We start from the raw sequence: 21232 nt of genomic DNA on the forward strand, positions 1-21232 counted from the left end.
CTCTCGGAGACAGCGGACCAGTACCCCTTCCCCGTACCCTCGGCGTGCCGGAGGCGGTGACCCGCCTGTGTGTCGACTCGCGGACGCTCCCGCGGGCGTCCGTCACGTCGAACAGGTGCGGGCGCCCTCCGCGCTCCCCGGCCGGCCGGGGCGTTCGCGCGGGCCCCGGCCCTCACCCGAACGGCTCACCGCGCCGGTTCCGGTCGCGCGGGACGCCGGCCGCGCGGAGTCCCGCCCCCGCTGAGGCCCCGGTGTCCCGAGCGGGCGGTGGCGGGGGCGTCGCAGCGGAGGCGCCCGGAACGGGCGGGCCGCACACTTGCATGGGGTCCGCCCCCGGGCACGACCGCGGACCGGGCTCTGCGAAGGAGGTGGCTGACGGCGTGGAAGATCCGCCTCTGACGCATGGGCCCGTTCACGACGGGCTGCCGTTCACCGACGGCGCGGCGGGGGCCCTCCTCGACTCCGCCGGCCGGATCGTCGGCTGGACTGCGGCGGCCGAGCGCCTGCTCGCCCTCTCCGCGGCCGAGGTGTGGGGCCGGCCCGTACGTGAGCTGCTGGCGGACCCCTCCGCGTGGCCGGCGCTGCGCGCGCGAGGCGCCACCGACGCCTGGTCGGGCGAGACCGCGGTGCGCACCGGCGAAGGCCGTGCGCTGCGGGTCGGCTTCCAGGTCAGCCCCCTGGCGGGACCGGACCCCGGGGCCGCCGGCTTCGAGCGGCACCCCGCGCCGGCCACCTCTTCCGGCGCCGGAACCGGGCCGGGGACCACACCGGGCGCCGCCTCGGGGACCGGGGCCGCGCCGGGCGGCTCCGGGGACGCTCCTCCCGGCGCCGGAAGAGGGCCCGGGCCCCGTCCGCAAGCCGTCGCGGACGGCCCGCCCCGGCCGTCGGTGACGGAGCCCGCCCGGTACTTCGTGCTCGCCGCGCCGGCCACGGCGGTCGACCGGTGGCGCCAGGACCAGGCCTTCACCAGGGAGCTGTTCCTTCAGGACCGGGTGGGCCTGGCCGTGTTCGACGAGGGGCTGCGCCTGGTCAGGACCAACACGCATCTCCTGCCGTACACGGGTCTGCCCGCCGACATGCGCGACCGGCGCCTCGGGGACTTCCTGTGGCCGGAGGACGCCGCGGCGATCGAGCGGCGGCTGCGCGAGGTGCTGCGCACCGGCCGGCCGCTGGTGCGGGCCGAGGAGACGGCCCGGACGCTCGTGGATCCGGGCGCGGGGGCGGTCATGGCGATCACGGCGTTCCGGATGCAGGATCCGTCCGGGCGGGTCCTGGGCGTCACCGCGCTGTTCACGGACGTCACCGAGCTGCGCCGGTCCAGTGGGCGGCTGGCGGTCCTGCACCGCGCGACGGCGGCCGTCGGCGGTTCGCTGTCCGTGGGCGGTACGAGCGAGGAACTCGCCGGCGTACTGGTGCCGGACGTGGCGGACCTGGCCGTCGTGGAGATCGCGGAGGCGGTGTTCGCCGGGGAGGACCCGTCCACGGGGCCCGCGGTGCGGGCGGTGCTGCGGCGCGCCGCCGTCGCGGGCCGGCCGGGGCCGGACCTGCCGGTGCCCGACCTGCCCGTGCCGGATCCGACCGCCGTCGAGGTCGAGACGCCCGGCGGCTCCGGGGACGGCGCGCGGTCCGTCACCGGGACGCGCCCCTCCCCCGCGTACACGATGAGCGCTCCGCTGCGCGCCAGGGGCGTGGTCCTCGGCCGGGTCACCGTCCACCGGCGGTCCGGCGCGCCCCCGTACGAGCCGGCCGATCTGGACCTGCTGCGCGAGATCGCCATCCACGCGGGCCTCGCCCTGGACAACGCCCGGCGCTACACCCGCGAGCACCGGGCCGCCGTGGAGCTCCAGCGCAGTCTCCTGCCGCCCTCGCAGTCCGAGACGGTCGCGGTGAGCACCGCGGGGGTCTATCTGCCGGCCGACACGGGGACGGGTGTCGGCGGTGACTGGTTCGACGTCATCCCGCTCTCCTCGGCGCGGGTCGCGCTGGTCGTCGGGGACGTCGTCGGCCACGGTCTCACCGCGACCGCGACCATGGGTCGGCTGCGGACCGCCGTCCGCACCCTGGCCGATCTGGACCTGGAACCGGACGAACTCCTCGTCCACCTCGACGATCTCGTGTCCCAGCTGCGGGTGGAGACCGCGGCCCCGGACCGCGTGGACCGGTACGACGACGGCGCCGCCGGCGAGGGCGGGCGACCGGACGACGGGCGGTCCGCTCCCGCCGGGGAGTCCGGCGGTGGGAGGGGATCGGGCCGTCCCGGGGATCCCGGGCCGGCCATCGGGGCCGGCCCCGGCCCGCTGGGCGCCACCTGTCTGTACGCCGTGTACGACCCGGTGTCGCGGCGGTGCACGCTGGCGTCGGCGGGGCATCCGCCGCCGGCGGTCAGGGCCCCGGACGGGACGGTGGCGTACGTGCCGCTGGAGCCGGGCCCCTCCCTCGGTACGGGCGGTGTGCCCTTCGAGACGGCCGAGGTGGTGCTGGAGCGCGGGTCCGTGCTCGCGCTGTTCACCGACGGCCTCGTCACGGGCGACGGCGAGGGGCTCGACGCGGGACTGGCGCGGCTCCGGGACCACCTCGCCGACGCGCACGTCACCGACGAGACGCCGCTGCGCGCGCTGGGCCACGCCCTTGTCTCCCGTCGCCCCGGGCAGCCGCTCACGGACGACGTGACGCTGCTCCTCGCCCGTACGCACGCGGTGTCCCCGGAGAACACGGCCACCTGGCCGGTGGAGCCGGACCCGGCCGCCGTCGCGGAGATCCGGGAACGGGCCACCCGGCAGCTGACCGCCTGGGGCCTGGACGAGCTGGCGTTCACCACGGAACTCGTCGTCAGCGAACTCGTCACCAACGCCATCCGGTACACCGGAGGCCCCGTGGAGGTACGGATGATCCGCGCCGGCCGGCTGACGTGCGAAGTCTCCGACCCGAGCGCCACCCATCCCCGGATGCGGCGGGCGCGCCTGACCGACGAGGGCGGCCGGGGGCTCTATCTGGTCGCGCAGTTGAGTGCCCGCTGGGGCAGCCGTTACACGGCCAGCGGCAAGACCATCTGGAGTGAGCAGGACATCCCGGGCGAGCCGGCCGCCCCGGGGCCGGTCCCGTCGGGGGGCAGTTCGGTCATTCCTCCGGCCGCTCTGTGAGCCGGGCCGTTCCGCCGTCCGTGCGGGGCCGCACGGACGCGCGGTAGCGGGAGGGCGGGGTGCCGTACCGCTCGGTGAAGGCCTGCCGCAGGGACTCGGCGGATCCGAAGCCGGAGCGCGCGGCGACGGCCGGCATCGTGAGTGTGGTGGAGGCGAGGAGCTGAGCGGCGGTCTCGGTGCGGACGTCACGGACGTACCGTCCGGGTGAGCGGCCGAGGTGCTCGGTGAACAGGCGCGTGAGGTGTCGGGGGGTCACTCCCGCCAGGGCGGCCAGGGCCGCCGTGCCGAGGTCGTGGTCGGGGTGGGCCGTGATGTGGTCGACGAGGGTGCGGACCAGGCCGTCGCGGGGTGGGGGCGCCGCGGTGAACAGGCTCATCTGCGCCTGGTTGCCCGGCCGTTGGAGGTAGACGACCAGGTGGCGGGCCACCTCGCGGGCCAGGTCGGGGCCGTGGTCCTCCTCGATGAAGGCGAGGGTGAGGTCGAGGGCGCTGGTGATGCCCGCCGCCGTGTACACGTTGCCGTCGCGCGTGTAGATCGGGGCGGGGTCGACGGTGATCTCCGGATGTCGGGCCGCGAGCAGGGGCGCGTACCGCCAGTGGGTGGTGGCCCGGCGTCCGTCGAGGAGCCCGGCGGCGGCGAGCACTCCCGCTCCCGTGCAGACGGAGGCGACGCGCCGGCTCTCCCGGGCGAGGCGGCGGACGTGGGCGACGAGGCGCGAGTCGGCGGCGGCCCTTTCGACGCCGGTGCCGCCGGAGACGACGAGGGTGTCGAGCGGGCCCCTGACCCGTTCGAGGGCTTCGTCGCTGCCGAGACGGAGCCCCGAGTCGCAGCGGATGGCGCCGCCTCCGGGGCCGGCCACGAGGACCCGGTAGGGGACGGCGGGTCCGCCGATCCCGTTGGCCGCCGCGAGGCCCGTGGTGACGCAGGCGATGTCCAGCAGTTCGGCCGCCGCGTACCCGACGACCACGATCAGGCGTTCCCCCATGGGCGGGACCCTACGGCGGAAGGACGTCTACCCCAAGAAGGCGGACACCGTTCGGTGCCGGCCCTCGGCGCGGGACGGGCGGGTGGGGACAGTGAAGGCATGACGATCGACCGACTCGCCCACCGGTGGCCCACGTTCCTGGCTCTCGCCCTGGCCGTCGTGACCTTTGCCGACGGTGTGCCGCCGGCCCGGTTCCTGGCGTCCCTCCTCGTCGCCATGCCCGTCTGCTACCTGGTGTTCGGCGCGCTGCGCGGGCAGTTGCGGCGGCGGCGGACGCTGGGCGTGCAGCTCCTCGGGCTTGTGGGTTTCACGGCCGTGGCGCTGCTCGCGCTGTCGGTCTCCGTGCCGCTCGCGCTGTACGTGGTGGCGGCGGGCTGGCTGGGCCACGCCGTCTGGGACGTCGTCCATCTCCGCTCGGGAGCGGTCGTGCCGCGGGCCTGGGCGGAGTGGTGCGGGGTGGTGGACGCCTCCGGGGCGCTGGCGATCGCGCTCCTGGCGTGACGGCGCCCCGCCCGGGCCCGGCGCTCGCCGGACCCGGGCGGGCCCGGTGTCAGGCGTACGGGTCGAAGGGGATGCCCGCGGGAAGGGCCTTGGCCAGGTGGGCGGCGAAGTTGCCGTCCTTGAGGCCGAAGACGGCGCTGCCGAAGTCGGCCTGGACGAGCTTCTCGCGGACGCCGGGCGGGTAGCCGTTCCAGCCGACGAGGCTCGGGAACTGCCAGGTCCCCCGGTGGTTCTCGGGCGGTTCGTCGTTGCCGCCCGCGAGACGGAAGCAGTGCGTGCTCCAGCCGTCCTTGTGGTAGACGATCTTGGGGTGGGTGCCGTCCCAGCGGACGCGGTCGCTCGGGTGGACGTCGAACCGGCCGTGGGCGGAGGTGGCGACGTACCGGGCGCGGCCCTCGTGGATCCAGACGACCACGTGCTCCCAGTCGTGGCGGTGGCCGCCGAGACCGCTGCCGGCGACGGCCTGGTCCTTCTCGAAGTAGAGGCCGTACAGGACGGCACACCAGCCGTTGTTGCACTTGTGGCGGGCGTATCCGTTGGTGTTGGCGAGGTCCGGGGCGTCGCGGCACTGGCCGTTGAGCGCGCCGGAGGGGTTGAGGCCGCCGTTGACGGTCCCGTCCACTCCGACGGCCGGGGTCGGGTAACAGCCGTCGGTGTCGTAGTCGTAGGCGGGTTGGTACGTCTCTTCCAGCGGGTCCGCCGCGGCGGGGAGCGCCGGGGGCGGGGCGGCGAGGGCGCTGCCCGGCGCGGCGCCGAGCAGGGCGAGGGTCATGGCGAGGACGAGCGTCCCCCTGGCACGGTTCCGCATGGTTTCCCCCACGTCTTCCCGGTCCGGGGTGCGCCGGTGTCGGCGGCACCCGGCGCGGCGGCTGCCGCCGGCACCAGGCACTGACATGCCCACCTCACCCAGGTCCAATCGCGGGACGGCTCCCGCACGGCGGGAGCCCGCGATGGCAGACTCCTCCCGACAGCCTGAACGCGGGACGAGGGGGACGACGATGGCTCGGCACGAGCGGCGGACGGGGCGCGCGGTCGCGGCGGCGGTGCTCGCCGCGGCCCTCACGGCGGGCCTCGCGGCCTGCGGGGCCGACACGAACCCCGGGGGGAATGCGGGCGGAACCGGCGGGGCCGGCTCCGCGGACGGGCTCTCGGCCGCCCTGGACGGCGTCCCCGCGGACGCGGGCGACGAGACGCTGACGTACGTGGACGTGCGCGAGGCCCGGCGACTCCTCGGCGCCGACAGGGAACTGTACGGCGGCCTGGACGGGTTCGGGATCCCGGAGCTGACGCAGGCGCGGTACGACGGCGGCTCGCCGCGCGCGGCCCACGGCTTCGACGCGGCCGACGTGGAGACCTCCGTGCACATCACGCCGGGGGCCGGCCGCCTCACGGGGCGCTTCGACGTGGCCGCCGTCACGGCCGCGCTGACGGAGCGGGGCTGGAAGGAGGAGCGGACCGAGGGCGGGGCCCTGTTGAGCGACGGGCCCGCGCGGACGGCGGTCTCCGAGGGCGTCCGTTCCTTCACGTCGGGACCGGAGAACGCCCTGCCGCCGCTGGCGGCCCCGGAGCGTTCGGTCGCCGACGATCCGGCGTACCGGTCCGTCGTCCGCTGTCTCGGCGAGGACGTGTTCACCGCGACCTTCCACGGCACGCGGCCGGACCGGAACCTGCCGGGTCTCACCCTCTTCGCGATCGGCGCCCGGGCCGGCGCCGACGGCTCGTCGCGGGAACGGCTGTGCGCCCTCACCGCGTCGGCCGAGGGCGCCCGGCGCGTCACCGACACGCTGAAGCCCCGGACCGCCGGGGGCGAGCGGTTCGCCGGGGCCGCCCTCCGCACCGGCGGCGGCCCCGCCCCGATGGTCACCATGGAGTGGGCCAACCGGGCCGCATCGGGCCTGCGGCCCGGCGATCAGAACCGGACGGGCGAGCTGCCCCGGCTGCTCGTGCCGCCGCGCTGACCGCGCCGGGCCACCGCCCCGCGGACCGCCGCCGGCTCAGAGCGCCGGCGCGTCCAGGAGATCGGACGGGTCGGTGTTGGCGCCGCAGAGGACGACGCACACCTTCTCACCGGGGGCGGGCCGGTACCCGCCGGCGTCCGGCCGGGCCGCGTCGCCCTCGGGGGTGAGGGCGGCCAGGGCCGTGGCGGCGGCGTGTTCGACGGCGAGACGGCGGTCGTCCCACAGGGCGCGGCGGGCGCGGACGATCGCGTCGTCGGCGACGAGGGCGGTGCGAGCGCCGTCCTGCCGCGCGGCCCACAGGGCGGCGGCGGAGGCACGGCGGGCGCCGAGGGAGTCGGCGGCCACCGAGTCGACGGACACGTCCACGGGGTGACCGGCCCGCACGGCGGCGTCGAGGGCCCGGCAGTTCTCGGGTTCGACGGCGACGGTGCGGATGCCGTGGTGTCGGGCCGCGGCGGCCACCCCGGCGAAGAGGCCTCCGCCGCCGACCGCGACGACGACGGTGTCGAGTCCGGGGACCTGCCGGTGGATCTCGTCCAGCAGGGTGCCGGCGCCGGCGGCGATCAGCGGGTGGTCGTAGGCGTGAGAGGCGAGCGCCCCGGTCTCGGCCGCGAACGCCTCGCAGGCGGCGAGCGCCTCGGCGTACTCGGTGCCCGTGAGGCGGACGTCGGCTCCGTAACCGCGCAGCCGTTCGACCTTCACCTCGGGGGCGGTGACGGGCAGGAACACGGTGGCGCGGACGCCCTGGCTGCGGGCCGCCCAGGCGCAGGCGAGGCCCGCGTTGCCGCCGGAGGCGATGGTGACGCCGGCGGCGGGCAGGGTGCCCTCCTCCCGGTGGGCGAGGAGGAAGTTCTGCGCCCCGCGCGCCTTGAACGAGCCGGTGTGCTGCATGAGCTCCAGGGCCAGGTGGAGAGTGGCGCCGGCGCGGCCGAGGGGCTCGGCGGGCGTGAGGGTGACCGGGCGGACGTGACCGGCGATCCGGTCACCGGCCGTCTTGACGTCGGCGTACGTGAGGGTGTGCACCTGATGCTCCTCGGGTGACGTGCGCGGGCGGAGGGCCGGGCGGCCACGCGGTGACGGCCCGGGACCCAGGGTGATCCTTTCAATGATCGCCGGGGCGCGGAAGGGGTGGCACGGCACCGGGCGACATCACTAGACGAGACGTTCCGTCTTGTTTACAGTGAGGCGCATGACCACGACTTCCCCCGCCCACATCGCCATGTTCTCCATCGCCGCCCACGGGCACGTGAACCCCAGCCTGGAGGTCATCCGCGAGCTGGTCGCCCGGGGGCACCGGGTCAGCTACGCGATCCCCGCCTCCTTCGCCGAGAAGGTCGCCGCGACCGGCGCCACGCCCGTCGTCTACACCTCCACCCTCCCGACGGACGACGACCCGGACGCCTGGGGCACCGAACTGATCGACAATCTCGAGCCCTTCCTCGCCGACGCGATCCAGTCGCTGCCCCAGCTCGCCCGGGCCTTCGAGGACGACCGGCCGGACCTGGTGCTGCACGACATCACCTCGTACCCGGCACCCGTCCTCGCCCACGGCTGGGACGTGCCCGCCCTGGCGCTGTGGCCCAACCTCGTGCCCTGGGAGGGGTACGAGGAGGAGGTGGCGGAGCCGATGCTCGCCGAACTCAAGGCGTCGCCGCGCGGCAGGGCCTACTACGCGCGCTTCGAGGCGTGGCTCGCCCGGCACGGCGTCGACACCCACCCCGACCGGCTGATCGCCCGGCCGCGCCGCGCGCTGGTGCTCATCCCCCGGGCCCTCCAGCCGCACGCCGACCGGGTGGACCCCTCGGTGTACACCTTCGTCGGCGCCTGCCAGGGCGACCGGTCCGAACAGGGCACGTGGACGCGTCCGGCGGGCGCGGAGAAGGTGCTCCTCGTCTCCCTGGGATCGGCCTTCACCAAGCAGCCCGCCTTCTACCGGGCCTGCGTGGAGGCCTTCGGAACTCTTCCGGGCTGGCACGTCGTCCTGCAGATCGGGAAGTTCGTCACCCCCGAGGAGCTGGGGGACGTCCCGGAGAACGTCGAGGTCCACTCCTGGGTGCCGCAGCTGGCGGTACTGAGGCAGGCGGACGCGTTCGTCACCCACGCCGGGGCCGGGGGCAGCCAGGAGGGACTGGCGACCGCCACGCCGATGGTCGCCGTGCCGCAGGCCACCGACCAGTTCAGCAACGCCGCGATGCTGGAGTCCCTGGGGGTCGCGCGGCAGCTGCCGATGGACGAGGTCACGCCGGACCGCCTGCGCGAGGCCGTGCTCGCCCTCGTCTCCGACCCCGCGGTCGCGCGCCGCGCCGCCGAGATCCGGCGGGAGATGGCGGCGGAGGGCGGTACGCGGCGGGCCGCCGACCTCGTCGAGGCGGAACTCCCGGGCCGGTGACGGAAGGGGGCGGCCCCGGAGGCGCGTACGGCCTCCGGGGCTGCCCCCGTGCGCGTGCCGGTCAGAGTGCCGGCGCGGTGGTTACGGGACGAGCCGCAGCAGGCGGTTCGGGGAGCCGCTGCCGGGGCTGGTCACCTTGTTCGGGGTGGAGCCGTTGACGAGGGCGGAGGCGACCTGGGCCGGAGTGGCGGTGGGGTGGCCGGCCAGGTGGACGGCGGCGGCGCCGGCCACGTGCGGGGTGGCCATCGAGGTACCGGAGATGGTGTTGGTGGCGGTGTCACCGGTGTGCCAGCCCGCCGTGATCGACACGCCGGGGGCGAAGATGTCGAGCACGGACCCGTAGTTGGACCAGCTGGCCTTGGCGTCGGAGCTGTTGGTGGCACCCACGGTGATCGCCTCGGGGACGCGGGCGGGTGAGGTGGAGGAGGCGTTGACGCCGGAGTTGCCGGCGGCGACGGCATAGGTCACGCCGTCCGCGATCGACCTCTTCACCGCGTTGTCGAGGGTGGTGGAGGCGCCGCCGCCGAGGGAGAGGTTGGCGACGGCGGGCGCGCCCGCCGCGTGGTGGGACGTCACCCAGTCGATGCCCGCGATGACACCGGCGGTGGTGCCGGAGCCGTTGTTGTCGAGGACGCGGACGGCGACGATCTTCGCGGCCTTGGCCACGCCGTACGTCTTGCCGGCGATGGTCGTGGCGACGTGCGTGCCGTGCCCGTTGCCGTCCTGGGCGACCGTGTCGCCCTCGACGGCGTCGTAGCCGTTCACGGCCCGGCCGGCGATCTCGCCGTGGCTGATCCGGACGCCGGTGTCGATGACGTACGCGGTGACACCCGCGCCGGCGCTGTCGGGGTACGTGTAGGTGCCGTTCAGCGGCAGGTTCGCCTGGTCGATCCGGTCCAGGCCCCAGGGGGCGTTGGTCTGGGTCGCGTCGGCGCGGACGAGCCGGTTCTGCTCGACGGAGGCGACGGCCGGGTCGGCGGCCAGCCTGCGGGCCTCGGTCGCGTCGAGGGTGGCCGTGTAGCCGTTCAGGGCGGCGCCGAAGGTCTTGCCGACCGTGCCTCCGTAGCGCGTTATCAGCTTGCGCCCCTGGGCGGAGGAGGCCTTGAAGCCCGCGTCCTGCTTCAGGGTGACGATGTAGCTGCCGGGCACGGCGTCGGCGGCACCGGCCGCGAGGACGGTGCCCTCGGCGGGGGCGGGGGCCGCCTGGGCGGGCAGGGCGGCGAAGGTGCCGAGCAGGGCGGCGGCGGTCGCGAGGGACGCCGTGGCGGCGAGGCGGGCCGGGGTGCGCTGAGGGAGTGCCATGACGAGGGTTTCCTCCTCCTGGGCGCCGTGCCCCCGGGGTGGGGCGGCACGGCTGTGGGGGGTGTGCGTGGGGTCACACACACGGCCGGGAGCGGTGGGGCCGCGCTCGGCGTGATCAGCAGCCTGGCCTCATCGGCCGCGCCGATCAAGGGAGTTGAATCCTTGTCATGCATCTGCCACAACTCTGCAATCGAATCCTCGTCGAACGCCCGCACGGTGGCGCGAACGGGCTGCTACGGTGGCCGGGTTTCGCCCCCCTATGCCCCCTGACGGTCCGTGAGCGCGTGGGCCAGCGCGGTGGCGAACCCCTCGGGGTTGTCCAGCATCAGGTTGTGCCCCGCCGCCGGGACCTCGCGTACCGGGACGCCGGCCGCCGCCATCCACTCCGCGTCCGGCTCGGGCAGGCTCCACTCCCCCACCAGGAAGGTCCGGGGGACGCCGAGGCCCACGAGCAGCTCGCCGCCCGACGGCACGGTGCCCTGGACGAGCGCCACCGCGCTGCGGTGCACCGCCAGCGGGTCGGCGAGACGCAGCCGGGCCGTGTAGTCGGGGCGGTCGCCGGTGGCGAGCATGCGGGCGAAGCCCTCCGCGACGAACGCCTTCTCCTCCTGGGCGGCGACGGGACCGCTGAACGCGCCTTCCCCGGCCCGGAGGTTGGGCTCGGCCACGACGAGCCGGGCCACGAGGTCCGGACGCGCCGCGGCCAGCTGGATCGCGACGGCGCCGCCCATCGAGTGCCCGACCACATCCACACCGGCGACTCCGAGGTGGTCGAGAATCGCGGCGACCGCCGCCGCCTGGGACTCCATGCGGTAGTCGAAGCCGGCGGGTCGGTCGCTCAGGCCGTACCCGAGGAGGTCCACCAGCAGCGCTCGGCCGCCTCCGAGGGCCGGGTGCGTCGCGATGTGCGCGAAGTCCGAGGCTCCCGTGCAGCCCAGCCCGTGGACGAAGACACGCACGGGCCCCTCGCCCGGCAGGTCGATCCACCGGATGTGGGCCCGCTCGTCCTCCAGGTACAGCTCCCGCATGCCTGCCCGCTCCCCGTTCCGACGCCGTACGCCCTCGCGCACGGTCGGCACCCACCTTAGAAGGGGGCACCGACAGCGCGTCCGGGGCGGCGCCGGGCGTCAGGCCGGGGAGAGCACCGCCAGCAGGTGGGCGACGGCGGCGGCCACCGCCGTGCGGGCCGGGCCGAGGTAGCGGCGGGGGTCGACCGTCTCCGGGTGCTCCGCGAGGTGCGCCCGTACGGCCCGGGTGAAGGCCTTGTTGAGATGCGTGGAGACGTTCACCTTCGTCATGCCCGCGGCGACCGCGGCGGTGAGGTCGGCGTCCGCGACACCCGAGGAGCCGTGCAGCACCAGCGGGGTGTCGATCGCCGCGCGCAGCCGGGTGATCAGCGTGAAGTCCAGGACCGCGTCACGGGTGAGCATCTGGTGGGAGCTGCCCACCGCCACCGCGAGCGCGTCGACCCCCGTGGCCGAGACGAAGGCGCGGGCCTCGTCGGGATCGGTGCGGACCCCGGGGGTGTGCGCCCCGCCCTTGCCCCCGATCTCGCCGAGTTCGGCCTCCACCCACACGCCGTGCCGGTGACAGAACTCCACGACCTCGCGGGTCGCGGCGACGTTCTCCGCGTACGGGAGCGTGGAGGCGTCGAACATGACGGATCCGAGGCCGAGGGCGACCGCCTCGTGCACCAGCTCGGCGTTCTCCGCGTGGTCGAGGTGGACGGCGACGGGCACCTTCGCCGCCCTGGCCACGGCGAGGGAGGCGAGGGCGACCGGTTCCAGGGCGCCGTGGTAGCGGACCGTGTTCTCGCTGATCTGGAGGACGACCGGCCGGTCGGCGCTCTCCGCCCCGGCCACGATCGCCTGGGCGTGCTCCAGTTGGAGGACGTTGAAGGCGCCGACGCCCCGGCCGGCGGTGCGGGCCCGGCGGACGATCTCGTCGGTGGGCGTCAGCGGCATGGTCCTTCTCCCGTGGGGACGGTGGGTGCGGCGGGGGTGGCGGCCGGCCGGAGGGGCGGTCGGCCGGAGGGGCGGTCAGCCATCGAGGTCCGCCAGGACGACCGAGCGGGTCAGGTTCCGGGGGGTGTCGGGGTCGAGGCCGCGCGCCTCGGCGAACGCGACGGCCAGGCGCTGGGCGCGTACGAGGTCGGCCATGGGGTCGAGGTCGCTCTCCTCCACGGTGCCGCCGACCTTGCGGACCTCGTCCGCGAGCCCGGCGGGCAGGGCGCCGAAGCCCCAGGCCACCCGGCCGGGGCCGGTGATGCTGATGGGCCCGTGGCGGTACTCCATCGCCGGATACGCCTCGGTCCAGGCGCCCGCCGCCTCGCGCATCTTGAGGCCGGCCTCCAGGGCGAGTCCGTAGGTCCAGCCGGTGCCCAGGAAGGTGAGCTGCTCGGCGGAGACGAGCGCCTCGTCCAGGGGGAGGCCGAGGGCCCGTTCGGCGTCGCCCGCCGCCTCCTCCACGGTGGCGACGCCCTCGGGCAGGGCGCCCTCGGACTCCAGGTGGGCACGGAGGAGCGCCAGGGCGGTGGTGGCGAACCGCGTCTGCACGACCGATTCCTCGTCGGCGAAGTCCAGGACGGCGACCGCGTCGGCGAGGTCCATGACGGGGGTGGTGGGGTCGGCCGTCAGGGCTCCGGTCGGCACGTCGCCCCGGAGCCGGGCGAGGACGGCGAGGACCTCGCTCGTCGTGCCGGAGCGGGTGATCGCGAGGACCCGGTCGTAGCGGCGGCCGTACGGGAAGGCGGAGGCGGCGAAGGCGTCGGTCTCCCCGTGGCCGCCGGCCTCGCGCAGCTCCGCGTAGGCCAGGGCCATGAACCAGGAGGTGCCGCAGCCGATGACGGCGACGCGCTCGCCGCGCCGGGGCAGGGCCGTGGTGTGCCGGCCGAGGCTGCGGGCCGCCTGGCGCCAGGTGACGGGCTGGGAGGCGATCTCCGCGGAGGTACGGGAGGTCATGCGGCGCTCCTTGCGACAGAGAGACAGGGAGATGATTGAAGTTGCTCGTATCAAGTCGGATTCAAGCAGATGCACGCAACCACTTTCCAGGTCCCGCGCAGCGCGGCGGTTAGAATCGGACGCGCGGACGAGCGGGAGGAACGGCACACATGGCCAAGCACGAGCGGTGGAACGCGCTCCTCGAACTGCTCGCCGGCTCCGGCAGGGTGGAGGTCGAGGAGGCCGCCGCGGCGCTGGACGTCTCCGCCGCCACGATCCGCCGCGACCTGGACGAACTCGCCGAGCAGCGGCTCCTGGTGCGGACCCGGGGCGGCGCGGTCGCCCACGGCGTCTCGTACGAGCTGCCGCTGCGCTACAAGTCCACGCGGCACGCGCCGGAGAAGCGGCGCATCGCGGCGGCCGTGGCGGATCTGATCGCCCCCGGCGAGGTCGTGGGACTCAACGGGGGTACGACGACGACGGAGGTGGCGCGGGCGCTCGCGGTGCGGTTCGCGGGCGAGCGGGCGGAGACACCGGGTGCCGTCCCCGCCGCACCGGCGCTGACCGTGGTCACCAACGCCCTGAACATCGCCGGCGAGCTGGCCGTGCGGCCGGCGGTCAAGCTGGTCACGACGGGCGGGGTGGCGCGTCCGCAGACGTACGAGCTGGTGGGGCCCCTGACGGCCGGTGTCCTCAGCGAGGTCGTGCTGGACACCGTGGTGCTCGGTGTGGACGGCATCGACGCCGAGCTGGGCGTGATGGCCCATCAGGAGGAGGAGGCGGCCGTCAGCCGCCTGTTCGCCGAGCGCGCGAGCCGGGTCGTGGTCGTGACGGACTCCTCGAAACTGGGCCGGCGGGCGTTCGCCCGCATCTGCGGGATCGACCGTGTCGACCTCCTCGTCACGGACACCGCCGTCCCGGCGGAGGCGGTCACGCGGTTCGGTGAGGCGGGCGTGAAGGTGCTGACCGTCTGACCGGCCGCGCCACCGCCCGCCCTTGGCATCACGGCCGCGAGGACGGGCGGCCGCTCAGTGGCCGGCGCGGGCGGCCCGGCGGGCCGTGGCGTCCAGCAGGGCCAGGGCGTCGGAGGCGGTCCGGCCGGGTGCGCGGTTCCAGGGGCCGATCAGCCCGGTCCAGCCCCGGGCGCGCAGCTCGGTGACGATCCAGGCGGCGGCGTGGTTCATGGTGTCGGCGCTGCCGTAGCCCAGACGGTGGGCGGCGAGCAGGGCGCCGCAGACGCAGCGGGCGCCCCGGGCGTCGCGGAGCCTGTACGGAGCGTTCTGCCAGCCCCATTCCTCCAGAACCTGACGGGCGTAGCCGAGGTGCACCGAGGGGCGCAGATCGCCCTGGCCGATCCGGCGCCACGCGTGCAGGCGGTCCGGGAGCACGGCTCCGACCCGGCCGGGCAGCCGGCGCTCGGCGGGCAGGGCGGGCGGCAGCGCGTCGAGCGCCTCGGCGACGAGCCGGTCCACGGGGACGGACAGGAGGGCACGCCAGTCCCCCGGGCCCGCGTCCTCGCCGGGGGAAGCGGGAGCGGGGCTGTGCCAGTTCTCGACGATCCGCCGCCAGGTCGCGCTCTCGTACAGCGCGGCGGCCTCGCGGTCCAGGGCGTCGGGGCCGAGGAGGGAAGGGGCGGAGGGCATGGGCGGCTCCCGAGGTCGGAGGAGCTCATCCTGCATCCCAAATGTCGACTTCGCGATATTTGCTCCATTCGTGGGCGCGGCATCCTTCCACCCCTTTCGCGCCGTCGCGAGTGGGGGTATTTCGCCCCCTTCTCTTTCGATCGGAATTACAGCGCATATGCGGACATTGCGTTCCGGGTGACGCGTTTCACTTCCCGGCCCGCCCGATCGGGTGCCGGGGACCGCCGGGCCCGGTGCCGCAAGGCCGTTCGGCAGACCGCCGGGAAACAGGATCTTGAATACGGGAATTCCGGGAACTTCTTTTCCGCGCATGCGTGACGCGACGCCTTGTTCCGGGCCCCCTTTCTGGCCTACGGTCACCCCCATTCAGGCGGACCGCCGAATCCTGCCACCGCCTGAAAACCTCCCTTTTCACCCGACGGCAGGAGCGGGGGACCCACGAACACGCCGGTCCGGACTTCCGGAACGGCTCGGGGTGAAGCCGCGTGCGCGCGGCCGGACACCTCCCGTCCGAACCCGACAGCTCACCCCGCAGGCGCCGGAGAGGAACCCGTCATGCCTGCACACGGTAAGCACCGCCGCCCTCGGCGCCGCACCGTCCCCCGTGGTCTCGCCCTCGCCGGTTCGGGCGGCGCGGCGCTGGCCCTGCCGCTGGTCGTGCCCGCCTCGGCCGGCGCCCAGCCGGTCTCCGGGGCCCCACAGACCGCCGCCCACGCGCTCCCTGCCGCGGCCGCCCCCGCCGCGCTTCCCACCGCCCCCGCCGCCCCCGCCGCGACCCGCACCTATACCGTCGTGAAGGGCGACTCCCTTTCCGGCATCGCACGGGAGAAGGGAATTCAAGGCGGCTGGAAGGCTCTTTACCGGGTCAACCGGACCGTGGTGGGTGACAATCCGTCACTCATTCACCCCGGACTCGAACTGACGATTCGTCGGGATTCCGCGAAGGCTCCCGCGGCGAAGTCCCCGGCCGGCGCCACCGAGCGGGCGAGCCGCGGCGAGCGGCGAGCGGCTCCCGGCTCCTCCGGTGCCGCCGCGACTCCGGCCGCCGCTCCCGCGGCCCCTGCCGCCCGGGCCGCCACGACGGCCTACGCCGACAACCTGGACGGCTGGATCCGCGAGTCGCTCGACGTCATGGCCCGGTACGGCATCCCCGGTTCGTACGACGGCATCCTGCGCAATGTGATGCGCGAGTCTTCCGGCAATCCGCGGGCCATCAACCTGTGGGACTCCAACGCCGCGGCCGGCACCCCGTCGAAGGGCCTGCTCCAGGTCATCGAGCCGACCTTCATGGCCTACCACGTGCCGGGCACGTCCATGGACCTCTTCGACCCGGTCGCGAACATCACCGCCGCCTGCAACTACGCGGCGGACCGCTACGGCTCCATCGACAACGTCAACGGCCCGTACTGACCGGAGCGCCCGTCCGGCGTCCGAAGTGCCCGGTGAACCAGGAGGTGGCGAGCTCCGCCACCTCCTCCAGGGCACCCGGCTCCTCGAAGAGGTGGGTGGCGCCGGGCACGACCTCCAGCCGGTTCTCACAGCGCAGCATCGTCCGAGCTGTGCGGTTCAGGTCCAGGACGAGCGTGTCGCGCCCGCCCACCACCAGGAGGGTGGGGGTGTCGACCCGGGCCAGCCGTTCGTGGGCCAGGTCGGGCCGGCCCCCGCGCGAGACGATCGCCACGGGCCGGGCCCCGGCCCCGCCGCCCTCACCGCCCGGCTCGGCCGCCGCCCACAGGGCGGCGGCCGCTCCCGTGCTCGCGCCGAACCAGCCGAGCGGCAGCCCCAGGGCCACCGGCTCCGCCGCGAGCCACTCCGTGGCCCTGGACAGGCGTCCGGCGAGCATCGGGGTGTCGAAGACGAGCCGCCGGTCGGCCGCCTCCTCCTCCGTGAGCAGGTCGAAGAGGAGCGTGCCGAGCCCCGCCCGGTTCAGGGCCCCGGCCACCGCGCGATTGCGGGAGCTGTGCCGGCCGCTGCCGCTGCCGTGGGCGAACACGACGATGCCACGTGCGTCCTCGGGGACGGCCAGCCGCCCGGCGAGGGCGCCCCCGCCCTCCGGCAGGGGGATCCGCACGTCCGTCTCCTGGACGACGGGTCCGTGCACCGCCCGGTTGCGCGCGAGCCGGGCGACGACCTCCTCGTCGGAGGTCGGGGAGAAGTCCTCGTAGAACTGGCCGACGGCGGTGAACCCGTCGGGCGTGTGGACGCAGACGGTCTCGTCCGCCTCCCCGCCGAGGCGGGTGGTCCAGCCGCGCGGGGCGACCGGGACGGCGAACACGATCCGTGCCGCGCCCCGGGCACGGACCACCCGGCAGGCCGCGAGCGCGGTGGCCCCGGTCGCGAGCCCGTCGTCGACCACGAGAACCGTCCTGCCGTCGAGCGGTGCGGGCCGGTGCCCGCCCCGGTAGCGGCGCGCGCGCCGCTCCAGCTCGGCGCGCTCGCGCTCCTCCACCGCCGCGAGGTCGCCCGGTCCCACCCGGGCGTCACGGAGCACCTGGTCGTTCAGGACCCTGATGCCGCCCTCACCGAGGGCGCCCATCGCGACCTCGGGCCGGTACGGCACGCCCAGCTTCCGTACCACGCAGAGGTCGAGCGGTGCGCCGAGGGCGTCGGCGACCTCGGCGGCCACCGGCACCCCGCCCCGGGGCAGCCCGAGGACGGTGACGTCGAGGGCCGCGAGGTGGCCGAGGCGGGCGGCGAGCCGCCGTCCCGCGTCGGTCCGGTCCGTGAAGTACATGCTCGGCCGCCTTCCGCCGTCCGCGTGCGCCGCGGCTGCCGGGCGGGGCCGGGTCGGCCTCCCCGCCCGTTCTCCAGGGTAGGCACGTCCCCACCGGCTTCCGCATCCCCGGTGGGGCGGGAGGCCGGTCAGGCGGCGAGGAAGGCCTCGATGGCCTCGGCGAGGGCTTCCGGAGTCTCCTCGGGCGCGTAGTGGCCCGCGTCCTCGAGGACCTGGAGGCGGGCGTTGGGGTACCAGCGCAGCCAGGTGGCCTCCATCGCGTCCGCGCCGAGGGCGGGGTCGTGAGCGCCCACGACGAGCAGGACGGGCACCGGGTTGTCGCGGACGCGCTCGTGGAAGTCGGCGCGTGCCCAGGAGTCCAGATAGGCACGGAAGGCGGTGGCCGAGGAGCGGTTCAGGGACCGTTCGACGCGCGCGCCGAGCCAGGTGTCGTCGTACCGTCCGCCGGTGGTGCGGTCGATGATGGCGCGCCGGTTCGCGGGTTCGGAGGCGGCACCGGCGAAGAGTTCCCAGGTCTCGGCGTCCAGCGGGAAGCCCGCGGCGGAGACCGGTGAGATGCCCACGAGGGACCGGACGCGACCGGGAGCGTCGAGGAGCATCACCTGGGCGGCCTTCGCGCCCATGGAGTGGCCGATGACGGTGAAGGAGTCCCAGCCCAGGTCGTCGGCGACGGCGAGGGCGTCGGCGGCGATCTCCTCCATCGTGTAGTCGCCGGGGGTGTCGCGGGCCTCGCCGTACCCACGGCAGTCGAGGAAGGCGTACTGTCCGGCGGCCCCGTCGAGGTGGTCGCGGAGCGGGGCGAAGCTGGTGCGGTCGCCGAACCAGTTGTGGAGCACGAGGGCGCGCCCCGGCCCCTCGCCGTGCACCTCGTACGGAAGAACCCTGCCGGTCATCGCGCCCCCTGGTGGCCTGGGAAGGGGCCCGCGTCCTCTCGGCGGCGCCCGACGACCGAGTGTGGCGTCCCGGTCGCGCACAGTCAAAGGGGTGCCGGGGGCGTGCGCGCGGCGTGTCACCCGGTCGGTCGCGTGGCGCTGGTCGCCCCGGCCGGGCGCGGCGAGGCTGGGGGTGGCCTGTCGGTCAGGCCGGAGGAGTCAGGGCGTCAGCCCCGGAGGAGGACACGTGCAGCAGGACAAGCAGCCCGAGTACCGGCCGGTGGTCTTCCGGGACCGCTCGGCGGGGTACGCGTTTCTGACGCGGTCGACGGCGACCAGCGACACCACCATCGAGTGGGACGACGGGAACACGTATCCGGTGATCGACGTGGAGATCTCGTCGGAGAGCCACCCGTTCTACACGGGCAAGGCGCGGACCGTCGACACGGAGGGCCGGATCGCGAAGTTCGAGCGCCGGTACGGCGAGCAGGGCTGAGCCTCCGCGACGGGCCGTGCGGCGGGTCCCGGCCGGGGCGGGTGCGCGTCGCGGACGGCGCGCCCGACCCCGGCCGGCGGGGAGAGGGCTCAGCCCTCGACGACGCCGGACGCGGCGACCTTGACGCTGGCGCTGGTGCGGCCGGACTGGGAGCCGAGGGACTCGATCTTCTTGACCAGGTCCTGGCCCTCGACGACCTCGCCGAAGACGACGTGCTTGCCGTCGAGCCAGCTGGTGACGATCGTGGTGATGAAGAACTGCGAACCGTTGGTGTTGCGGCCCGCGTTCGCCATCGACAGCAGGTACGGGCGGTCGTGCTTCAGCGTGAAGTTCTCGTCGGCGAACTTCTCGCCGTAGATGCTCTTGCCGCCGGTGCCGTTGCCGTTGGTGAAGTCACCGCCCTGCAGCATGAACTCCGGGATGACGCGGTGGAACGGGGACCCCGCGTAGCCGAAGCCGTGCTCACCGGTGGCGAGCTCACGGAAGTTGCGCGCCGTCTTCGGGACGACGTCGTCGAACAGCTTGAAGACGATCCGGCCGGCCGGCTCGTCGTTGATGGTGATGTCGAAGAACACGTTGTTGTTGCTCATGGGGACATCCTGTCATTACCCCCGCGCCGCACGCGCACGGGCTGCCTCCCGCCGTGTCAGGTCGCGGGTGCCCCGCCGCCCGGGGAGGGGCGAGGCACCCGCGACCGAATCCGGCCCTTCGGATCAGAGCAGCCCGCCGCCCCGCTGCTGGTCCAGGGCGCCCTCGGCGGCCTGGCCGGCCTCGTGGACGACGGTCTCGACGGCCTGGTCCTCCTGGAGCAGGCCGGTGACGCCACCGAGGGGTGCTTCGGCGGCGTCGGCCTGCGGGGGCGGGGTGACGAGGGCGGTGACGACGCCTGCGGCGAGGGAGGCGATGGCGAGCATGCTGCGCTTCTTCATGCCCTGGTCAACTGCTGAGCGGCCGGGGGGTTACGGTTCGCCGGCCACGGATCCAGCCGAGGAGCAGCAGCGAGGCGACGGCGGCCAGGGCGCACCAGGTGGAGACGAACGCCGTGCGCCACAGCAGCGCGCAGAGCGCGGCGCCCGCGCCGGTGGCCAGGCCGAGGAGGCGCAGCCCCCGGTCGCGGGCGAGGAGCAGGGCGCCGACGGTCGCGAGGAAGTAGCCGCCGAGCACCACGGGGGCGTACGGCAGGCCGACCGCGTATCCGACGGTGCGTCCGTGGATCTCGGCGGTGACGGGGGCGGTGGCGAGCCGGTGGGCGAGGAACGCGGCGGTCCCGAGTCCTGCGGCGAGCGGCACGTACAGGCGTGGCCGGTCGGCGGGGCGGACGGCCGTGAGGACGCCGAGCGGGAGCCAGAGCGGCAGCAGGGGCAGGGCGATCACCGCCCAGAGCAGGGTGGCCGGTCCGGCTCCCCCGCCGCCGCGCCACACGGCGGCCTCCACGACCTGGTGGGCGCCGAGGAGCAGGGGCAGGGCCGCGAGCGGTGCGTCGCCCGGGCGGCGCACCGAGGCGAGGGCCGCCACCCCCGCCGTTCCGATCCCGAGGCCCGCCCAGAGGTCCGCCGTCGCGCTCCAGCACATGTCCGATGTGTACCGCGTCCGCCCCGGCGGCGCGCCCGCGACACCAGGGGAGGGATGCTGCGGCCCCGGAGGGCCGCGGATCAGGCGCCGGCGGGGCCCGACTCCACGTACACGGTCGTCCCGGTCCTGCGGGCGCGGTCGATCGCGGCGAGGCGGCGGAACGCGCCGGGGTCCATCTCGCGTGCCCACTCCTCCAGGGTCCGCACCCGGTACTCGCTGTGCTCGCCGGGGTCGAGGACGACCCCGGCGATCTGATCGTCAGTCAGCTCGCCGCCGTCGAAGACGAATCCGATGTGGTTCGCCGGCCACGCGGCGCCCCGGTCGGTGGTGAAGTCGGTGCCCAGGAGACGCGGCGGACCGGTGAAGACGATCCCGGTCTCCTCCCGGCACTCGCGCAGCGCGGTCTGCCAGGGCGTCTCCCCCGGGTCCATGTTGCCGCCGGGCCACTGCCAGCGGCCGGACTCGGCTCCGTAGCCGGCGCGCAGCTGGAAGGGGCGCCCCGCCGTGTCGGTGAAGTACAGGCAGGCGTAGGCCGTCGCTCTCGGCAGGGTCTCGACGTACTCGGCGGGCGGCAGCCAGGTGTGCGTCATGGGCGGCTCTCTCTCGACGGGCCGATGGGACTCCTCCATCCAAGCGGTCGGGGGCGGGACGTCCGGCCGCTCCGGAGTGGATCACCGGATCGTGTGAGTCCGCCGGGGCGG

20 protein-coding genes, 1 pseudogene and 1 riboswitch are annotated in these 21232 nt (G+C 75.1%); of the genes and pseudogenes, 7 read left to right on the top strand and 14 right to left on the bottom strand.

What is annotated here, in order from left to right; translation table 11 throughout:
- The first annotated feature begins 380 nt into the window (after positions 1–380).
- The gene (locus ACFY60_RS26775) at positions 381–3140 is read left to right on the top strand and encodes a SpoIIE family protein phosphatase (protein WP_388613822.1); all 2760 of its coding nucleotides are present in this window, start codon (positions 381–383) and stop codon (positions 3138–3140) included.
- Here ACFY60_RS26775 and ACFY60_RS26780 read toward each other — a convergent pair.
- Positions 3118–4125, bottom strand: a complete 1008-nt coding sequence (locus ACFY60_RS26780; RefSeq protein ID WP_388613824.1) for a GlxA family transcriptional regulator — start codon at positions 4123–4125, stop codon at positions 3118–3120. The genes ACFY60_RS26775 and ACFY60_RS26780 overlap by 23 nt on opposite strands.
- A 99-nt stretch (positions 4126–4224) precedes the next feature.
- On the opposite strand from ACFY60_RS26780, the gene ACFY60_RS26785 reads away from it, so the two are divergent.
- Positions 4225–4626, top strand: a complete 402-nt coding sequence (locus ACFY60_RS26785; RefSeq protein WP_388613827.1) for a hypothetical protein — start codon at positions 4225–4227, stop codon at positions 4624–4626.
- A gap of 49 nt (positions 4627–4675) precedes the next feature.
- On the opposite strand, the gene ACFY60_RS26790 is transcribed toward ACFY60_RS26785, so the two are convergent.
- Positions 4676–5434, bottom strand: a complete 759-nt coding sequence (locus tag ACFY60_RS26790) for an NPP1 family protein (RefSeq protein WP_388613829.1) — start codon at positions 5432–5434, stop codon at positions 4676–4678.
- Between the two features lie 190 nt (positions 5435–5624).
- Here ACFY60_RS26790 and ACFY60_RS26795 point away from each other — a divergent pair, with 190 nt between their 5' ends.
- On the top strand, positions 5625–6584 hold the full coding sequence (locus tag ACFY60_RS26795) for a hypothetical protein (protein WP_388613831.1): 960 nt from the start codon (positions 5625–5627) through the stop codon (positions 6582–6584).
- 36 nt (positions 6585–6620) lie between these two features.
- Here the strand turns inward: ACFY60_RS26795 and ACFY60_RS26800 are convergent, their stop codons facing one another.
- The gene (locus ACFY60_RS26800; RefSeq protein WP_388613834.1) at positions 6621–7607 is read right to left on the bottom strand and encodes a serine/threonine dehydratase; all 987 of its coding nucleotides are present in this window, start codon (positions 7605–7607) and stop codon (positions 6621–6623) included.
- A 105-nt stretch (positions 7608–7712) separates the two neighbouring features.
- On the opposite strand from ACFY60_RS26800, the pseudogene mgt reads away from it, so the two are divergent.
- A pseudogene (mgt, locus tag ACFY60_RS26805) lies at positions 7713–8973 on the top strand (macrolide-inactivating glycosyltransferase).
- An 81-nt stretch (positions 8974–9054) separates the two neighbouring features.
- On the opposite strand, the gene ACFY60_RS26810 reads toward mgt, so the two are convergent.
- The 4 genes from ACFY60_RS26810 to ACFY60_RS26825 all read right to left on the bottom strand — a co-directional run bounded on the left by ACFY60_RS26810 (position 9055) and on the right by ACFY60_RS26825 (position 13235).
- Positions 9055–10275, bottom strand: a complete 1221-nt coding sequence (locus ACFY60_RS26810; RefSeq protein WP_388613836.1) for a S8 family peptidase — start codon at positions 10273–10275, stop codon at positions 9055–9057.
- 257 nt (positions 10276–10532) lie between these two features.
- Entirely contained in the window at positions 10533–11303 is a 771-nt protein-coding gene (locus ACFY60_RS26815) for an alpha/beta fold hydrolase (protein WP_388613839.1), read from the bottom strand.
- Positions 11304–11402: 99 nt separating this feature from the next.
- Positions 11403–12239: a ketose-bisphosphate aldolase gene (locus tag ACFY60_RS26820; RefSeq protein ID WP_388613841.1), complete on the bottom strand. Its 837-nt coding sequence runs from the start codon at positions 12237–12239 to the stop codon at positions 11403–11405.
- 75 nt (positions 12240–12314) lie between these two features.
- Positions 12315–13235: an SIS domain-containing protein gene (locus tag ACFY60_RS26825; protein ID WP_388613844.1), complete on the bottom strand. Its 921-nt coding sequence runs from the start codon at positions 13233–13235 to the stop codon at positions 12315–12317.
- A 149-nt stretch (positions 13236–13384) separates the two neighbouring features.
- Here ACFY60_RS26825 and ACFY60_RS26830 point away from each other — a divergent pair, with 149 nt between their 5' ends.
- Positions 13385–14188 (top strand): DeoR/GlpR family DNA-binding transcription regulator, encoded by an 804-nt coding sequence (locus ACFY60_RS26830; protein ID WP_388613846.1) that lies wholly within the window; start codon positions 13385–13387, stop codon positions 14186–14188.
- A 54-nt stretch (positions 14189–14242) separates the two neighbouring features.
- Here ACFY60_RS26830 and ACFY60_RS26835 read toward each other — a convergent pair whose 3' ends face one another.
- Positions 14243–14857 (bottom strand): hypothetical protein, encoded by a 615-nt coding sequence (locus ACFY60_RS26835; RefSeq protein WP_388613849.1) that lies wholly within the window; start codon positions 14855–14857, stop codon positions 14243–14245.
- 366 nt (positions 14858–15223) lie between these two features.
- Positions 15224–15408: riboswitch (cyclic di-AMP (ydaO/yuaA leader) on the top strand.
- A 4-nt stretch (positions 15409–15412) separates the two neighbouring features.
- Here ACFY60_RS26835 and ACFY60_RS26840 point away from each other — a divergent pair.
- Positions 15413–16267 carry a transglycosylase SLT domain-containing protein gene (locus ACFY60_RS26840; protein ID WP_388613850.1) on the top strand — a complete coding sequence of 285 codons (855 nt, stop codon included), beginning with the start codon at positions 15413–15415 and terminating at the stop codon, positions 16265–16267.
- On the opposite strand, the gene ACFY60_RS26845 is transcribed toward ACFY60_RS26840, so the two are convergent.
- Together ACFY60_RS26845 and ACFY60_RS26850 are read right to left on the bottom strand one after the other, a co-directional pair.
- Entirely contained in the window at positions 16251–17591 is a 1341-nt protein-coding gene (locus ACFY60_RS26845) for an alpha/beta family hydrolase (protein ID WP_388613852.1), read from the bottom strand. The genes ACFY60_RS26840 and ACFY60_RS26845 overlap by 17 nt on opposite strands.
- Positions 17592–17719: 128 nt before the next feature.
- Positions 17720–18484: an alpha/beta fold hydrolase gene (locus ACFY60_RS26850; RefSeq protein ID WP_388613854.1), complete on the bottom strand. Its 765-nt coding sequence runs from the start codon at positions 18482–18484 to the stop codon at positions 17720–17722.
- A gap of 226 nt (positions 18485–18710) precedes the next feature.
- Between ACFY60_RS26850 and ACFY60_RS26855 the strand changes: the two genes are divergently transcribed.
- Entirely contained in the window at positions 18711–18959 is a 249-nt protein-coding gene (locus tag ACFY60_RS26855) for a type B 50S ribosomal protein L31 (RefSeq protein ID WP_309051348.1), read from the top strand.
- Between the two features lie 89 nt (positions 18960–19048).
- Here the strand turns inward: ACFY60_RS26855 and ACFY60_RS26860 are convergent, their stop codons facing one another.
- The 4 genes from ACFY60_RS26860 to ACFY60_RS26875 all read right to left on the bottom strand — a co-directional run bounded on the left by ACFY60_RS26860 (position 19049) and on the right by ACFY60_RS26875 (position 21121).
- Positions 19049–19549 carry a peptidylprolyl isomerase gene (locus ACFY60_RS26860; RefSeq protein WP_388613856.1) on the bottom strand — a complete coding sequence of 167 codons (501 nt, stop codon included), beginning with the start codon at positions 19547–19549 and terminating at the stop codon, positions 19049–19051.
- 123 nt (positions 19550–19672) lie between these two features.
- Entirely contained in the window at positions 19673–19888 is a 216-nt protein-coding gene (locus tag ACFY60_RS26865) for a hypothetical protein (protein ID WP_388613858.1), read from the bottom strand.
- Positions 19889–19895: 7 nt separating this feature from the next.
- A complete protein-coding gene (locus tag ACFY60_RS26870; RefSeq protein WP_388613861.1) occupies positions 19896–20531 on the bottom strand; it encodes a DUF6629 family protein in 636 nt (211 codons plus the stop codon).
- 80 nt (positions 20532–20611) lie between these two features.
- On the bottom strand, positions 20612–21121 hold the full coding sequence (locus ACFY60_RS26875; protein ID WP_388613863.1) for an NUDIX domain-containing protein: 510 nt from the start codon (positions 21119–21121) through the stop codon (positions 20612–20614).
- Positions 21122–21232 lie beyond the last annotated feature (111 nt).

It is taken from the genome of Streptomyces sp. NPDC012827 (genome assembly GCF_042900905.1).
Classification (GTDB): Bacteria; Actinomycetota; Actinomycetes; order Streptomycetales; family Streptomycetaceae; genus Streptomyces; species Streptomyces gulbargensis.

Coding starts and splice junctions, on each gene's coding strand:
- ACFY60_RS26865 (WP_388613858.1), bottom strand. CDS start 19,888: ATGAAGAAGCGCAGCATGCTCGCCATCGCCTCCCTCGCCGCAGGCGTC.
- ACFY60_RS26835 (WP_388613849.1), bottom strand. CDS start 14,857: ATGCCCTCCGCCCCTTCCCTCCTCGGCCCCGACGCCCTGGACCGCGAG.
- ACFY60_RS26825 (WP_388613844.1), bottom strand. CDS start 13,235: ATGACCTCCCGTACCTCCGCGGAGATCGCCTCCCAGCCCGTCACCTGG.
- ACFY60_RS26845 (WP_388613852.1), bottom strand. CDS start 17,591: ATGTACTTCACGGACCGGACCGACGCGGGACGGCGGCTCGCCGCCCGC.
- ACFY60_RS26870 (WP_388613861.1), bottom strand. CDS start 20,531: ATGTGCTGGAGCGCGACGGCGGACCTCTGGGCGGGCCTCGGGATCGGA.
- ACFY60_RS26830 (WP_388613846.1), top strand. CDS start 13,385: ATGGCCAAGCACGAGCGGTGGAACGCGCTCCTCGAACTGCTCGCCGGC.
- ACFY60_RS26810 (WP_388613836.1), bottom strand. CDS start 10,275: ATGGCACTCCCTCAGCGCACCCCGGCCCGCCTCGCCGCCACGGCGTCC.
- ACFY60_RS26780 (WP_388613824.1), bottom strand. CDS start 4,125: ATGGGGGAACGCCTGATCGTGGTCGTCGGGTACGCGGCGGCCGAACTG.
- ACFY60_RS26815 (WP_388613839.1), bottom strand. CDS start 11,303: ATGCGGGAGCTGTACCTGGAGGACGAGCGGGCCCACATCCGGTGGATC.
- ACFY60_RS26850 (WP_388613854.1), bottom strand. CDS start 18,484: ATGACCGGCAGGGTTCTTCCGTACGAGGTGCACGGCGAGGGGCCGGGG.
- ACFY60_RS26840 (WP_388613850.1), top strand. CDS start 15,413: ATGCCTGCACACGGTAAGCACCGCCGCCCTCGGCGCCGCACCGTCCCC.
- ACFY60_RS26795 (WP_388613831.1), top strand. CDS start 5,625: ATGGCTCGGCACGAGCGGCGGACGGGGCGCGCGGTCGCGGCGGCGGTG.
- ACFY60_RS26790 (WP_388613829.1), bottom strand. CDS start 5,434: ATGCGGAACCGTGCCAGGGGGACGCTCGTCCTCGCCATGACCCTCGCC.
- ACFY60_RS26820 (WP_388613841.1), bottom strand. CDS start 12,239: ATGCCGCTGACGCCCACCGACGAGATCGTCCGCCGGGCCCGCACCGCC.
- ACFY60_RS26875 (WP_388613863.1), bottom strand. CDS start 21,121: ATGACGCACACCTGGCTGCCGCCCGCCGAGTACGTCGAGACCCTGCCG.
- ACFY60_RS26860 (WP_388613856.1), bottom strand. CDS start 19,549: ATGAGCAACAACAACGTGTTCTTCGACATCACCATCAACGACGAGCCG.
- ACFY60_RS26785 (WP_388613827.1), top strand. CDS start 4,225: ATGACGATCGACCGACTCGCCCACCGGTGGCCCACGTTCCTGGCTCTC.